The sequence below is a fragment of the Paraburkholderia sp. UCT70 genome, from assembly GCF_050434085.1.
In the GTDB taxonomy this organism is placed as follows: Bacteria; Pseudomonadota; Gammaproteobacteria; order Burkholderiales; family Burkholderiaceae; genus Paraburkholderia; species Paraburkholderia tuberum.
Window position 1 is genome coordinate 2,668,047 of sequence record NZ_JBNPVZ010000004.1, and the last position, 15,156, is coordinate 2,683,202.

At 64.8% G+C, this 15,156-nt stretch carries 13 protein-coding genes; 2 read left to right on the top strand and 11 right to left on the bottom strand.

From position 1 onward, the window contains the following. Window positions 1-30: 30 nt before the first annotated feature. The 3 genes from OKW41_RS37990 to OKW41_RS38000 all read right to left on the bottom strand — a co-directional run bounded on the left by OKW41_RS37990 (window position 31) and on the right by OKW41_RS38000 (window position 3,650). Window positions 31-924 (bottom strand): glutamate/aspartate ABC transporter substrate-binding protein, encoded by an 894-nt coding sequence (locus OKW41_RS37990; protein WP_429451695.1) that lies wholly within the window; start codon window positions 922-924, stop codon window positions 31-33. Between the two features lie 284 nt (window positions 925-1,208). Next, window positions 1,209-2,531 carry a Glu/Leu/Phe/Val family dehydrogenase gene (locus OKW41_RS37995; protein ID WP_429451697.1) on the bottom strand — a complete coding sequence of 441 codons (1,323 nt, stop codon included), beginning with the start codon at window positions 2,529-2,531 and terminating at the stop codon, window positions 1,209-1,211. A gap of 162 nt (window positions 2,532-2,693) precedes the next feature. Then, window positions 2,694-3,650: a LysR family transcriptional regulator gene (locus OKW41_RS38000; protein WP_018421792.1), complete on the bottom strand. Its 957-nt coding sequence runs from the start codon at window positions 3,648-3,650 to the stop codon at window positions 2,694-2,696. Between the two features lie 164 nt (window positions 3,651-3,814). Between OKW41_RS38000 and purB the strand changes: the two genes are divergently transcribed. After that, window positions 3,815-5,203: an adenylosuccinate lyase gene (gene purB, locus OKW41_RS38005; protein ID WP_429451700.1), complete on the top strand. Its 1,389-nt coding sequence runs from the start codon at window positions 3,815-3,817 to the stop codon at window positions 5,201-5,203. A 98-nt stretch (window positions 5,204-5,301) separates the two neighbouring features. Here the strand turns inward: purB and OKW41_RS38010 are convergent, their stop codons facing one another. The 4 genes from OKW41_RS38010 to edd all read right to left on the bottom strand — a co-directional run bounded on the left by OKW41_RS38010 (window position 5,302) and on the right by edd (window position 10,066). Then, window positions 5,302-5,796 (bottom strand): gluconokinase, encoded by a 495-nt coding sequence (locus tag OKW41_RS38010; RefSeq protein WP_429575714.1) that lies wholly within the window; start codon window positions 5,794-5,796, stop codon window positions 5,302-5,304. Window positions 5,797-5,806: 10 nt separating this feature from the next. After that, on the bottom strand, window positions 5,807-7,210 hold the full coding sequence (locus OKW41_RS38015) for a gluconate:H+ symporter (protein WP_429575715.1): 1,404 nt from the start codon (window positions 7,208-7,210) through the stop codon (window positions 5,807-5,809). A 256-nt stretch (window positions 7,211-7,466) separates the two neighbouring features. Then, window positions 7,467-8,108: a bifunctional 4-hydroxy-2-oxoglutarate aldolase/2-dehydro-3-deoxy-phosphogluconate aldolase gene (gene eda / locus OKW41_RS38020; protein WP_184022929.1), complete on the bottom strand. Its 642-nt coding sequence runs from the start codon at window positions 8,106-8,108 to the stop codon at window positions 7,467-7,469. Between the two features lie 2 nt (window positions 8,109-8,110). Continuing rightward, entirely contained in the window at window positions 8,111-10,066 is a 1,956-nt protein-coding gene (gene edd / locus OKW41_RS38025; protein ID WP_429575716.1) for a phosphogluconate dehydratase, read from the bottom strand. Between the two features lie 298 nt (window positions 10,067-10,364). On the opposite strand from edd, the gene OKW41_RS38030 reads away from it, so the two are divergent. Beyond that, window positions 10,365-11,210: a MurR/RpiR family transcriptional regulator gene (locus OKW41_RS38030; protein ID WP_018421799.1), complete on the top strand. Its 846-nt coding sequence runs from the start codon at window positions 10,365-10,367 to the stop codon at window positions 11,208-11,210. Window positions 11,211-11,322: 112 nt separating this feature from the next. Here the strand turns inward: OKW41_RS38030 and OKW41_RS38035 are convergent, their stop codons facing one another. From OKW41_RS38035 to lptE, 4 genes are all read right to left on the bottom strand, one after another. Then, window positions 11,323-11,739: a CopD family protein gene (locus tag OKW41_RS38035; RefSeq protein ID WP_018421800.1), complete on the bottom strand. Its 417-nt coding sequence runs from the start codon at window positions 11,737-11,739 to the stop codon at window positions 11,323-11,325. An 81-nt stretch (window positions 11,740-11,820) separates the two neighbouring features. Next, window positions 11,821-13,092 carry a glutamate-5-semialdehyde dehydrogenase gene (locus OKW41_RS38040; protein WP_429575717.1) on the bottom strand — a complete coding sequence of 424 codons (1,272 nt, stop codon included), beginning with the start codon at window positions 13,090-13,092 and terminating at the stop codon, window positions 11,821-11,823. A 264-nt stretch (window positions 13,093-13,356) separates the two neighbouring features. Then, the gene (gene holA, locus OKW41_RS38045) at window positions 13,357-14,484 is read right to left on the bottom strand and encodes a DNA polymerase III subunit delta (protein WP_429575718.1); all 1,128 of its coding nucleotides are present in this window, start codon (window positions 14,482-14,484) and stop codon (window positions 13,357-13,359) included. A 54-nt stretch (window positions 14,485-14,538) separates the two neighbouring features. Continuing rightward, window positions 14,539-15,090, bottom strand: coding sequence for an LPS assembly lipoprotein LptE (gene lptE, locus OKW41_RS38050; RefSeq protein ID WP_429451711.1), 552 nt, complete (start codon window positions 15,088-15,090; stop codon window positions 14,539-14,541). Window positions 15,091-15,156 lie beyond the last annotated feature (66 nt).

A 15,156-nucleotide genomic window follows, 5' to 3' on the forward strand; every position in this document is an offset into this window, starting at 1 on the left:
TTTCGAAAGTGTCGAAAAAGCAGCTAGGGTTTAGTCGATTGCCTTGTCGTTCGGGTTCTTGAACAGCGCACGCATATCGTCGCTCATCGGGAAGTTCAGGTTCAGGCCCTTCGGCGGGATCGGCGATTCGAACCAGCGCTTGTAGATCTGTTCGCCTTCGCCCGACGTCTGCACCTTCGCGATGGCGTCGTCGGCGACCTTCTTGAAGTCGGGGTCGTTCTTGCGCAGCATGCAGCCGTACGCCTCCCGCGATTGCGGCGTGCCGACGATCACGAAATCGCCCGGGTTGCTCGACTTCGCGCGCTCGCCGGCGAGCAGCGCGTCGTCCATCATGAACGCGGCGGCACGGCCCGTCGACAGCGTCAGGAACGATTCGCCGTGATCCTTCGCGCTGATGATGTTCATGCCCATGTTCTTGTCCTGGTTCATCTTGCGAAGCAGGCGCTCGGACGTGGTGCCGGCGGTCGTGACGACCGTCTTGCCCTTGAGGTCCGGGAAGTCCTTGATGCCGGAATCTTTCTTGGTCATCAGGCGCGTGCCGATCACGAAGATCGTGTTCGTGAAGGCAGCCTGTTGCTGACGCTCGAGGTTATTCGTGGTTGAGCCGCACTCGATGTCGACCGTGCCGTTCTGCACGAGCGGAATGCGGTTCTGCGACGTGACCGGCACGAGCTTCACCTTCAGGTTCGGCATGTTCAGCTTCTGCTTGACGGCCTCGACGATCTTCGTCGCGTAATCCTGCGAGTAGCCGATCACGTTCTGCTTGTCGTCGTAAAAGGAGAACGGGATCGACGATTCGCGATGGCCCAGCGAAATGACGCCCGTATCCTTGATCTTTTTCAGCGTGCCCGAGTCTTGCGCATGCGCGCCAACCGTAAACAGTCCGAGAGTCGCGAGCAGCAGCGCAGCTTTTTTAATCTTCATCTTGATCTCCATGGCAAGAACCGGCGCCAGTGTAACAAAGTAATTTTTCTGAAAGTATCGCTATTAACCATTCTGTTGCGCGCACGCCGCGATGGGCCCGCGGCGCCGTCGCACGGCCGTTTCGCGCATATGAGAAGGCGGGCGACATCGATAGGATGCCGTCCGCCGGTCAAACACGCCGTCTTGTGGACCGCGTTGATGCACGAAGTTTCGGCGGTGTGCGCCTCCCGGCCCGGATACCGGGCCGCGTCACCGCCGTTTCAAACAAGATAGGACAGGGTCCATCAGGGATACAAGCCGCGCATCTCGCGCGCCTGCAAAATCCGCTTACACGCGACGATGAACGCCGCCGTGCGCACCGACACGTTCTGCTCGCTCGACACCTGCCAGACGGCCGCGAACGCTTCGCGCATCACGCGTTCGAGGCGCTCGTTGATCTCGTCTTCGGTCCAGAAGAAGCTCGAGAAGTCCTGGACCCATTCGAAATATGACACTGTCACACCGCCGGCATTCGCGACCACGTCCGGAATCACGAGGATGCCGCGATCGTGCAGGATGTCGTCCGCCGCGGTAGTGGTTGGGCCGTTCGCGCCCTCGACGATGATCCTGGTCTTGATCTTGCCGGCGTTTTTTTCGGTGATCTGATTTTCCAGCGCCGCCGGAATCAGGATGTCCGACTCGACGGTCCAGAACTCATCGCCGGTGATCGCGTCGGCTTCGGGGAAACCGCCGACGCCGCCCGTCTTCGTGACGTAGTCGAGCAGCGCGACCGCGTCGATGCCGGTGGACTTGTACACCGAGCCGGTGTGGTCCTGCACCGCGACGACCTTCGCGCCCGCCTCCTGGAACAGACGCGCGGCGATGCCGCCGACGTTGCCGAAGCCCTGCACCGCGATACGCGCGCCTTCGATGTCGAAGCCGATGCGGCGAGCCGCTTCGCAGCCCACCACGAATACGCCGCGGCCGGTCGCCTCGCGACGGCCGAGCGAGCCGCCGAGCGTGATCGGCTTGCCCGTCACGACGCCGGTGGCCGTCTGGCCCTGATTCATCGAGTACGTGTCCATCATCCACGCCATGATCTGCTCGTTCGTGTTCACGTCCGGCGCCGGGATGTCGGTATTCGGTCCGATGATGATGCCGATCTCGCTCGTGTAGCGGCGCGTCACGCGCTCGAGCTCGCCACGCGACAGCGTGCGCGGATCGACGCGGATGCCGCCCTTCGCGCCGCCGTACGGCACGTTCACCGCCGCGTTCTTCACCGACATCCAGGCGGACAGCGCCATCACTTCGGAGAGCGTAACGTCCTGGTGATAACGCACGCCGCCCTTGCCCGGACCGCGCGACACGTTGTGTTGCACGCGATAACCCTCGAAGTGCGCGACCGTGCCGTTGTCGAGTTCGATGGGCACGTCGACGACGAGAATGCGCTTCGGGCGCTTCAGGGTTTCGAGCCAGCGGGACAGCGAACCGAGATACGGCGCGACGCGGTCGACCTGGCGCAGATAGTTGCCCCAGGGGCCGAGGTCGTCCTTATTGAGGTAGGAGGGAACTGCTTGCAACGTTGAGGCGGCTTGCACCGATTCTGCGGCTTGTTGCTGGGATGACATGAACGCTCCGGCGTTTGATCGAGTACGGGCATTGTGGAAAAACGCCGTATCGAAATCCAATGCCGTTTCCTCATCCCGTTATGTTTTTTTTGCATAACGTTCGCAAAGCCGCAAATTCGCGTCGTCGCGACGCAGGTTCGAGTTTGAGTTTTATGCCGCGGCTCAGGCGGCGCTCTGCCGGAGTTCCTCCGACACCACGTCCCACAACTGGCGCACGAGAATCTGGCGCGCGTCGTCGCTTTTCGCGGCGAGCTTGTCGCGATACAGGCGAATCTCCATGCTGAGCGTCAGCTGCCCTTCGGGCGTGCCGCGCGTCGCGCGATCGAGGCGGATCAGCCGGCCTTCGGCCACCGCATCTTCGACCGCGCTATGCGGCAGAAACGCGATGCCGTGACCGGCGAGCGCCATCGCCTTGAGCCCCTCGGCCATGTCGGTTTCGTAGAGCCGGTCGAGGTACAGGCGCTCCGGCGCGTTCGCGAGAATCACCTCGGTCATGCGCCCGAGGTACGCGTTCGGCGTGTACGACAGATACGGCGCGGGCGCATCGGCCGAGCCTGGCAGCGTGTGACGCGGCCGCCCCGCGCGGGCCGGCGCCGAGAACGGGCTGATCGGCTCGTGGCCGAGCGTCAGCATGTCGTAGCGCGCCGGATCGAGCGCGACCGGATGGCTCGGATGGTGGTAGCCCATCATCAAATCGCAGCCGCCTTCCACCAGCGAGAGCGCCGCGTCGTGCACGTTCAGCGCGCGCAGCCGCGTGTGGATCGGGCCCATCTGCGCCTCGATGCGCTGCAGCCAGCGCGGGAAGTAAGTGAGCGACAGCGTGTGGGGGACCGCGAATTCGATCGTCGCCTGGGGCGTCGCCGTGTGGCCGCGCAGCAGCGCGCGCGCCTCGTGGAATTGCGACAGCATCGCGAGCGCCTGCTCGTTGAACACCTGACCGGCCGCCGTGAGCCGCGTCGGATAAACAGAACGGTCGATCAGTTCCGTGCCGAGCCACGCTTCGAGCGCCTGGATGCGGCGCGAGAAAGCCGGCTGCGTGACGTGGCGCAACTCGGCCGAGCGGCTGAAGCTACGCGTTTCCGCGAGCGAAATGAAGTCTTCGAGCCATTTCAGTTCCATGCGATTGCGCTTGCCGTCGAGAGGGAAGAAGTCTGCATTCTAGCGGCGCGGATTGCGACCGACGCATCCGGGCGGGCCGATCGCGTCACAGTGGTAAAATCCACGGTTCCCTCCGTTCCCGACCCGCTCGCTGAGCGCTCAACCGCTTCAACCCGGTCCTCATCATGTCCGACACCCGCCCCGACACCCTCTTCGCGCTGAACGCACTTTCCCCGCTCGACGGCCGCTATGCCGCCAAAACCGAAGCCCTGCGCGACTGGCTCTCGGAAGCCGCCTTCATGCGCAATCGCGTGACGGTCGAAATCCACTGGCTGATCGCGCTGTCGCGCGCCGGCTTCGCTGAAGTGCCGCGCTTCTCCGAGGCGTCCGAGCAATTCCTGCTGCAACTGGCCGAGCGCTTCACCGCGCACGACGCCGCGCGCATCAAGGAAATCGAGCGCGTGACGAACCACGACGTGAAGGCCGTCGAATACTGGTTGAAGGAATCGGTGAAGGGCCAGGAAGAACTGGAGCGCGCGAGCGAGTTCATCCACTTCGCGTGCACGTCGGAAGACATCAACAACACGTCGCACGGCCTGATGCTCGCCGGCGCGCGCGAACACGTGATCCTGCCGGCGCTGCGCTCGGTGCATCAACGCCTCGTTGCGCTCGCGCACGCGCAAGCCGCCCAGCCGATGCTGTCGCGCACGCACGGCCAGCCGGCCAGCCCGACCACGCTCGGCAAGGAAATCGCCAACGTCGCCGCGCGGCTCGCGCGTGCGATCGAGCGGATCGCGAAGGTCGAACTGCTCGGCAAGATGAACGGCGCGGTCGGCAACTTCAACGCGCACCTGTCCGCGTATCCGGAGTTCGACTGGGAAGCGTTCTCGAAGGACGTCGTCGAGAACCGTCTGAAGCTCACGTTCAATCCTTACACGATCCAGATCGAGCCGCACGACTACATGGCCGAGCTGTTCGACGCGATCTCGCGCGCGAACACGATCCTGCTGGATCTGGACCGCGACGTGTGGGGCTACATCTCGCTCGGCTACTTCAAGCAGCGCACGAAGGCCGGCGAAATCGGTTCGTCGACGATGCCGCACAAGGTCAACCCGATCGACTTCGAAAACTCGGAAGGCAACCTCGGCCTCGCGAACGCGACGTTGCGTCACCTCGCCGACAAGCTGCCGGTGTCGCGCTGGCAGCGCGACCTGACCGACTCGACGGTGCTGCGCAACATCGGCGTCGCGTTCGGCTACTCGCTGCTCGCGTACGACTCGCTGATCCGCGGCCTCGACAAGCTCGAAGTGAATGCGCAGCGTCTGAACGAAGACCTCGACAACTGCTGGGAAGTGCTGGCCGAGCCGGTGCAGACCGTGATGCGCCGTTACGGCATCGAGAATCCGTACGAGCAGCTGAAGGAACTCACGCGCGGCAAGGGCATCACGCGCGAGGCACTGCAGAGCTTCATCGGCGGCCTGGCGATTCCGCAGGACGCGAAGGACCGTCTGCTCGCGATGACGCCCGGCTCGTACATCGGCCGGGCCGTCGAACTGGCGAAGCGGATCGGCTGATCGGCTGGGCCAGCTTCTTCAATGCGTAAAAAAGCCGCTCCGAGGAGCGGCTTTTTTTCGTCCCGCGTTCGAAGCTGGAACGCGAAGCAATCAAAGACTCAGCGCGCTTCGACCTGCTTGAGCACCTCGTCGACGATCTGTTCCGGCGTCAGATCGATGCTGACCGTGATCGCTTCGTCGTCACCGGGCTCCTCGAGCGTATCGAGCTGGCTTTGCAGCAGCGACGGATCGAAGAAATGCCCGGTGCGATCCCCGAGACGCTCCGCGAGCACCTCGCGCGAACCCTTCAGGTAGACGAAGCACACGTCCCTGTCGCCGGCACGCAGAATGTCGCGATACGAGCGCTTCAGCGACGAACACGTGAACACCGCCGTCTCGCCCGCTTTCTGCTTTTCCTCGATCGCCGCGCGGATCGTCTTCAGCCACGGCCAGCGGTCTTCGTCGGTGAGCGGAATGCCGTGGTGCATCTTCTCCTTGTTCGCCGCGCTATGGAACGCGTCGCCGTCGGTGAACGCGCAATGCAGGCGCTCGGCCAGCATTTCGCCAATCCTCGTCTTGCCGGCGCCCGACACGCCCATTGCGATCAGAATCATTTGAAACTCCTTACAGGACCGCCGCGAGTGCGAAGGTCAGGCCCAGCCCCATCACCGAAATGATGGTTTCGAGGAGCGACCACGTCTTGAAGGTCTGCCCCACCGTCATGCCGAAATATTCCTTGATCAGCCAGAAGCCGCCGTCGTTCACATGCGAGAAGATCAGCGAGCCCGAGCCGGTCGCGAGCACCATCAGTTCCGGCTTGACCTGCACCGCGCCCGCCGCCGCGATCGGCGCGACGATGCCGCAGGCGGTCGTCATTGCGACGGTGGCCGAGCCGGTCGCGAGACGGATCATCGCCGCGACGAGCCAGCCGAACAGCAGCGGCGACAGATGCACCGCGGTCGCCACGTTGGTGATTTCCTTCGAAATGCCGCTATCCATCAGTACGCGGCCAAAACCGCCGCCCGCACCGACGATCAGTGTAATACCCGCGATCGGCGCCAGACATTCTCCGCAGAACTTCTGGATCTGCTCGCGGTTAAAGCCGCGGCTCGCGCCGAAGGTCCAGAAGCTGACCAGCACGGCCGTCAGCAGCGCGACGTCGGTGTTGCCGAAAAAGCGCAGCAGATCGTTCGGCAGCGTCTTCGGTTCGAAGACCAGGTCGGCCCAGCTGCCGACCAGCATCAGGACCACCGGCAACAGGATCGTGACCAGCGTGATGCCGAAGCTCGGCAGTTCGCGCTTCGGTGCAGCGGCCTTCGCGGCGCTACCACTTTGCATGCCGTTGGCGTCCTTCACGTCGCTGCCCAGAAATTGCGCGGCAAGCGGATTTTCCTTCGGCAACTGGATATGACGGCTCACCAGCAACGCGAACAGCGGACCTGCGACGATCGCGCACGGCACGCCGACGATCAGACCGTAGGCGATCGTCTTGCCGATGTCCGCGTGATACGCCTGCACGGCGAGCAATGCGGCCGGGTGCGGCGGAATCAGCCCGTGCACGACGGACAGACCCGCGACCATCGGCAGGCCGACCAGCAGCAGCGATTTGTTGGTGCGCTTGGCGACGTTGAACGCGATCGGAATCAGCAGCACGAAGCCGACTTCGAAGAATACCGGCAAGCCGACGATGATCGCGACCACCATCATCGCCCAGTGAATGTGTTTCTCACCGAACCAGTTGATCAGCGTGGTCGCGACGCGCTCGGCGCCGCCCGATTCGGCCATCATCTTGCCGAGCATCGTACCGAGACCGACGACGATGGCAATGTGCCCGAGCGTGTTGCCGTTCCCCGTTTCGAACGATTTGACGATGGTCTGCATCGGCATGCCAGCCACGAGGCCCAGCAGCAACGACACGATGATCAGAACGAGAAACGGATAGACCTTGAAGCGCGTGATCATCAAGATCAGCAACGCGATCGCGATCAATGCGTAGACCAGCAGCAAGCTGCCGTGGGCAGATTCCATGAAGCCCCTCCTTTGGTTTATTGATTTCAGAGTGCGGATGCGGCCGGCACTTCGTCTCACGGCAACCTGCGCGATGCCTGAAAACCCGGCTAGCCGCGCGGACGCTGAATTTTACTGTTTGTTTCCAGAAAGCGCGCGCAAATCCAGCACGCATATCAGGTAAAAAAAGAGTCTCGGCGCGACAGCCTGATGCGGCTGTATCGACGAGACTCCTGGGCCCGGTTCAGTTGACCGATGCGTTATTGGGTTGTGGGGCTTAGTGCGCGGGTGCCGCCAGCTGGCTCGCGGCGCGCGCGAGGCGCGTGACCTCGTCCCAGTTCTGCGCGGCGAGCGCGGCCTTCGGCGTGAGCCACGAACCGCCGACACAGACCACGTTCGGCAGCGACAGGAAGTGCGGCGCGCTTTCCGGCGTGATGCCGCCGGTCGGGCAGAACTTCAGCGCCGGGAACGGGCCGTGGAACGCCTGCAGCATCGGCACGCCGCCCGCCTGCTGTGCGGGGAAGAACTTGACGATCTCGTAGCCGAGCTCGAGCGCGAGGATGATGTCCGACGGCGTCATCACGCCGGGCAACAGCGGCAGACCCACATCCTGCGCGGCCTTGTGCATGTCCTTGGTCAGACCCGGCGACACGCCGAACTGCGCGCCCGCCTTCTTCGCCTGGGCGCAATGCTCGGGCTTCGTGATCGTGCCGACACCGACCACGATGTCGTCCGCGAGTTCGCACGCACGCTCGATCGCGCCGAGGCCCGCCGGCGTGCGCAGCGTGATTTCGAGCACCTTCACGCCGCCCGCGTGCAACGCGCGCGACACGTGTTCGCCCTGTTCGACCGTGTCGAACGCGAGCACCGGAATCACCGGGCCGAGGCGCACGATATCGCTTACTGTTTTCGACGTCATAGTCAGACTCCTTGTTTCTGCAGCGCCGCGCCGGCTTGCGCGGTGCTCGTGTGATGATGGTCGCTGGGTTGATGGCCGTGCTGATGGTCACCGTCGTGGCCGTGCTGGCCGTCGACCGTGCCGCCCTCGCCGACCAGCTTGCCGAACACCGACGCGCCCTGCTCCGCCGGCGCCGCCGCCGCACGGAACACGCCGAACAGCTCGCGGCCGAAGCCGACTTCGTTGTCCGCCTGATGCAGCGGCTCGGCGCTCGGACGCGCGGCCCACTCGGCTGCGTCGATTTCGATGTCGAGCACGCCCGCTTCGGCGTCGATCACCAGCATGTCGCCCGTGCGCACTTTGCCGATCGGGCCTTGCAGCAACGCTTCCGGCGACAGATGGATGACCGCCGGCACCTTGCCCGACGCGCCCGACATACGGCCATCGGTCACCAGCGCGACATGGAAACCCTGATCCTGCAGCACACCGAGCAGCGGCGTCAAACGATGCAACTCGGGCATGCCGTTTGCGCGTGCGCCCTGGAAGCGCACCACCGCGATGAAGTCGCGCTTGAGCTCGCCCTTGTCGAACGCTTCCTGCACCGCTTCCTGCGAATCGAACACGATTGCCGGCGCCTTCACCTTGCGATGCTGCGCCGCGACCGCCGAAATCTTGATTACGCCGCGGCCGAGCTTGCCCTGCATCAGACGCAGGCCGCCGTCCGGCTGGAACGGCTCCCTGATGCCGCGCAGCACCGCTGTGTCCGCGCTCGCCTCGACACCCGCCACCCATTGCAGCTTGCCGTCGAGCAGCTTCGGCTCCTCGGTGTAGCGCTTCAGACCCTTGCCCGCGACCGTGTTCACGTCTTCATGCAGCAGACCGCCTTCGAGCAGATTGCGCACGAGAAACGCGACGCCGCCCGCCGCGTGGAAGTGGTTCACGTCGGCCTTGCCGTTCGGATAGATCTTCGCAAGCAGCGGTACCGTCTGCGACAGCGTGTCGAAGTCGTCCCAATCGATCACGATGCCGGCCGCGCGCGCGATTGCGACGAGGTGCAGCGTGTGATTGGTCGAGCCGCCGGTCGCCAGCAGCGCGACGATGCCGTTGACGATCGCCTTCTCGTCGACCACATGGCCGATCGGCATGTAGTGGCCGCGCTCGACCGTCAGATCGAGCACGCGGCGCGCGGCCTGCGCGGTCAGCGCGTCGCGCAGCGGCGTGTGCGGATGCACGAAGGCCGAGCCCGGCAGATGCAGGCCCATCACTTCCATCAGCATCTGGTTACTGTTCGCGGTGCCGTAGAACGTGCAGGTGCCGTGGCTGTGATAGGCGGCCGCTTCCGCTTCGAGCAGCGCGTCGCGGCCGCACTGGCCGGTCGCGAACTGCTGACGCGTCCTGGCTTTGTCGTCGTTCGACAAGCCGCTTGCCATCGGGCCGGCCGGCACGAAGATGGTCGGCAAATGGCCGAACTGCAGCGCGCCGATCAGCAGGCCCGGCACGATCTTGTCGCAGATGCCGAGGCACAGCGCCGCGTCGAACATATTGTGGGTGAGCGCGACGGCCGTGCTCATCGCGATCACTTCGCGCGAGAACAGCGACAGCTCCATGCCCGCGTTGCCCTGCGTGATGCCGTCGCACATCGCCGGTACGCCGCCCGCGAATTGCGCGACGCCGCCGTTTTCGCGCGCGGCCTGCTTGATGATGTCCGGGTAGTTTTTGTACGGCGCGTGCGCCGACAGCATCTCGTTGTACGACGACACGATGCCGATATTCGGCTCGCGAATCTGCTTGATCACGAGCTTGTCGTTGCCCTCGAGGCCGGCGAAACCGTGAGCGAGGTTCGCGCACGACAACGCGCCGCGCGCCGGAAAGCGCCCCTGCGCATGCTGGATGCGGGCCAGATACGCTTCGCGCGTGGGCTTGCTGCGCTCGATCACGCGTTGCGTGACCTTCAACAATTGCGAATGCGGGGAAACCATCGGAGCTCCTTCGTCGCTGGCGGCAGGCGCACGCATGACACCTGGCGGTATCGCGGGGTTGTGATATCGAACGACGTCATCCTAGTAGAAAAACTACACGATCGCAATGACGAACTCTGTTGCGGCGCCGCATGGTGCGGATCGCCAGATCGCCCTATTGGCGGCGCCTCATCGCTTTACAGCAGAAACCTGGGGAATACACTTACTTGCCGATATGTAGTTTTTGTACCTATCTTTTGTGCGCCGACGACCAATCGGATATAGTCCACACGTTCTTCAGCATAGTGCGAGTTTTCCGATGATGCTGTCCCAGGTGGAAGAGATGCGCGACCAGCTGCGCCCGTCCGAGCGCAAGCTGGCCGATTACGTGATCGAGGCGCCGCGCGAGGTGCTCGATCTGTCGATGACCGAGGTCGCCGCGCGCGCGGGCGTGAGTCAGCCGACGATCGCGCGCTTCTGCCACGCGCTCGGTTTCTCCGGCTTTCGCGAATTCAAGATCCGTCTCGCGCAGGGCATCGCCAGCGAAGTGCCCGCCGTCTATCGCGACGTGCGGCCCGACGAGCCGACGCCGGGCGTCGCCGCGAAGGTGCTCGACCGAACGATCGGCGCGCTGATTCAGGTGCGCAACAATCTGTCGTCGGATAGCGTCGCCGCGGCGATCGACATGCTCGCGCAAGCGAAGCGCATCGAGTTCTACGGGGCGGGCGGCTCAGGCATCGCCGCGCTCGACGTGCAGCACAAGTTCTTTCGGCTCGGCATGCCGAGCGTCGCGTATTCGGACCCGCATACGTTTCTGATGTCGGCCGCGCTGCTCGGACCTGGGGACGTGGTCGTCGCGATTTCCAATACGGGCCGCACGCGCGACATCATCGATGCCGCAAAGGCCGCGCTGAACGCGGGCGCGAAGGTGATCGCGATCACGCACGGCAACTCGCCGCTCGCGCGGCTCGCAACCGTGGGCCTCTTTGCGAACGTCGACGAAGACACCGACATCTTCTCCCCGATGACCTCGCGCGTGTCACATCTGGCGATCGGCGACATTCTGGCGGTCGGCGTCGCGCTGAGCCGCGGGCCCGAACTGGTGGAGAAGCTCGCGCAAACGAAGGAAGTGATCCACCGGCGGCGGGTGGATTCGCAGGGGTGATCCGCTGCGATGGAACGCGAAACGACGGGATAACGCAAAAGGGCGGTGTGCCATTCAACCGGCATACCGCCCTTTGATCTTTTCCAGCGCCCTGCTTAACGCCGTCAGCCGCTCAGAACGGCTTGATCACCACCAGCGCGACCGCGGCGAGCATACCGAGCACCGGCAGCTCGTTGAACATCCGATACCACTTGTCCGAGCGGCGATTCTCGCCGCGCTCGAACCTGCGCAACAGCACGCCGCAATACGCGTGATAGATGACGAGGAGCACGACCACGCCGACCTTCGCGTGAATCCAGCCCTGCCCGCTGCCGATGCCGATCACGAGCCACAACCACAGGCCGCACGCGATCGCGGGCACGGCGATGAAGCTCATGAAGCGGAACAGCTTGCGCGCCATCAGCAGAAGACGCGCCGTCGCGGCGGGTTCCGTTTCCATCGCCAGATTGACGAAGATGCGCGGCAGATAGAACAGGCCGGCAAACCAGGAGGCAATCAATACGATGTGAAACGTCTTTACCCAAAGCATCGGCGGGGTCCTTGTGGTCCTTGTGGTCCTTGTGGTCCATGTTGTTGTGGCGCCGGTGGTTGTGGCGCTTCGATTCGTGCTTTATTGACGGCCTTCGCCATGACCCAGCACGACGTATTTCAGCGACGTCAGCCCTTCGAGTCCGACCGGGCCGCGCGCGTGCAGCTTGTCGTTCGAAATGCCGATCTCGGCGCCGAGGCCGAACTCGAAGCCGTCCGCGAAACGCGTCGACGCGTTGACCATCACGCTCGCCGAATCGACTTCGCGCAGGAAGCGCATCGCGCGGTCGTGGTCTTCGGTGACGATCGCGTCGGTGTGGTGCGAGCTATACGTGTTGATGTGCTCGATCGCCGCGTCGATGCCGTCGACCACCTTGATCGCGAGCACCGGCGCGAGATATTCGGTGCGCCAGTCTTCCTCGCTCGCATCGACGAGCGGACCGACGCCCGCATCGGCCAGCACCGCGCGCGCCGCCGCATCGACGCGCAGCTCGACGTCCTTGCCGCGATATAGCTTGCCCAGCGGCGGTAGCACTTCGGCCGCAATGCCGCGCGCGACCAGCAGCGTCTCCATCGTGTTGCAGGTGCCGTAGCGGTCCGTCTTCGCGTTGTCGCAGACGTTGAGCGCCTTCGGCAGGTCCGCGCGATCGTCGACATAGACGTGGCAGATGCCGTCGAGGTGCTTGATCATCGGCACGCGCGCTTCGTTCATCAAACGCTCGATCAGGCTCTTGCCGCCGCGCGGCACGATCACATCGACGTATTCGGTCATCGTGATCAGCTTGCCGACCGCCGCGCGGTCCGACGTCGCGACCACCTGCACCGCGTCCTGCGGCAGACCGGCCGCTTCGAGGCCCTCGCCGATCAGCTTCGCGAGCGCGGTATTGCATTCGAGCGCTTCCGAGCCGCCGCGCAAAATGGTCGCGTTGCCGGACTTCAGGCACAGCGCGGCCGCGTCGATCGTTACGTTCGGGCGCGATTCGTAGATGATGCCGATCACCCCGAGCGGCACACGCATCTGGCCGACCTGGATGCCGCTCGGCCGGTACTTCAGATTGCTGATCTCGCCGATCGGGTCGGCCAGCGCCGCGACCTGGCGCAGGCCTTCGACCATCGTTTTCAGCGCCTTGTCGGACAGCGTCAACCGGTCGATGAACGCGGCATCGTGGCCCTTGCCGCGGGCGCGTTCGAGGTCGCGCGCATTGGCGGCCTTCAGCAGATCGGCATCGCGCTCGATCGCCTCGGCAACGGCCGCAAGCGCCGCATTCTTCGCGGCGGTCGACGCCCGCGCCATCGCGCGCGAAGCCTGACGGGCGCGTTGGCCGAGGTCGGTCATGTACTGGTCGATATCCATGGTCATTCTCGTGATGCCCCGCACGTTGGCATGCGGTGGTCGGGCAGGATTAGCGAAAGATCAAACGATTGTAAGTCGGGTACCGGTGCTTTGCTCGCGCGCGGGCAGCGGGTGCGCTGTGCTGTCACGGGTTTGCCGATGCGTTTCGTTCGGCGCGTGGCACGCGAAACACGCTGGTCTGTATGTGTGGAACGACTGGCAGTTGGTACACGATTGCTCGCGTCAACCACTGCTTCGACGCTCGCGCGAATCAGCTGTGCCGCTTCAGACTGGCCGCCGCGCTGGCGCCGCCGTTGGCACCCGAGGTCGCGGCGGCGGCACTGGCGAAGCTGCCGACGGTTTCGGCGCCGCCACCGTCATCGCGAGTTCGAACAGGCCGTCCCACGGATCGGGCGGCGGATCGTTGCGATGATTACCCGGCGTGCCGCCCGACAGCCCCTTCACCTGCCGGTCGAGCCGCGCCGCCAGCGCGAGTGCCTTCTCGAGCGCCGCTTCGCTGACGCGCGACAGCGCAGGTCCGATCAGCCGTTCGCGCGGACCCCACACGCGGTTCTCGCGCGTGAGCATCGCGAGCGGCTTGCCGGCCGCGACGCCGCGCTTGATCCGCAGCAGCGTGCGCACTTCTTCGACGACCGCCCACAGCACGAGCACCGCGGCCTCGCCTTCACCGCGCAGCCCGTCGAGCATGCGCGCGAGACGGCCGACGTCGCCCGCGAGCATCGCCTCGTTGAGCTTGAACACGTCGTAGCGCGCGACGTTGAGCACCGCGTCCTGAACCTGATCGAAGCTCAGCGAGCCGTTCGGATACAGCAGCCCGAGCTTCTGGATTTCCTGATGCGCGGCGAGCAGATTGCCCTCGACGCGCTCGGCGATGAACGCGAGCGCACGCCGCCCCTCCTCGCCGGCTGCGACGCGCTGACCCTGGGCCGCGAGCCGCTGCCCGACCCAGTTCGGCAGCTGCGCGCGCTCGACCGGATCGATCTTCAGCGCGACGCCGGCGTCGGCGAGCGCGGTGAACCATGCCGACTTTTGCGTGGCCGCGTCGAGGCGCGGCAGCGTGATCATCGTCAGCACGTCGTCGTTGACGGTGGATGCGAGCACCTTCAGCGCATCGGCGCCTTCCTTACCGGGTTTGCCCGACGGAATGCGCAACTCGACCAGCTGACGGTCGCCGAACAGCGACATCGACTGGCTCGCGCCGAGCAGCGAGCTCCAGTCGAAACCGCGCTCGACCGTGAACACCGAGCGGTCGGTGAAGCCGGCCGCGCGCGCCGCCGCGCGGATGCGATCGCACGCTTCCTGCGCGAGCAGATGCTCGTCGCCGTATACGACGTACAGTCCGGCGAGGCCGCGGGCGAGATGCGCTTCGAGCGCGTCAGGTCGCAGTTGCATGGCTGGCGGTTGACGGGATGAATGAGATTCGACGAATCACGAACGGCGCGATGCTCACAGCGGCGGCGGCGGCAGCGGTGCGCGCGGCGCGATGGCCGGCACGGCCTCGGCCGGCGTCGGATGCAGCGAGCGCACCACGCCGAGACGGCGGATCAGCTGATCGACCGCGTCGTTTTCCATGTCGGCGAACAGGATGTCGGACTCGGCGGCCTTCGCCTGCGAGAACTGGTCGCTATAGGTCATCGCGCGGTTCAGCGCGATCACGCTGCCCGGAATCAACACGGTGCCGTCCTTGCCGGTCAGCGTGTAGATCATCTGCAGATTCAGCTGATACTCGGCGACGACGCCCAGCGAATTCAGCGTCAGCGTGCTGACGTTGCGGTTCTGCGTGATCTGCAGGAGCGCATCGGCGTTGGCGGGCGAGCTGACCACCACGGTGTCGCTGCCGCCCTGTACCATGCGCGTGAAGCGCGCCATGGCCGCGGGCGAGCCGCCCGCCACATAGAGGCGCTTGAACGCGAAGTCCTGCTGGCCGCGCAACTGAAAGCCGCAGGCCGACAACATCATTACGCTGCAAGCGAGCGTCAAAAACGATCTGCGAGTCACATTCGCTCCCGGTTCGCAGTGGATTCGCGGTGCCGAGGAACGCCGCCGGGCGGGCGGCGCTCCGTC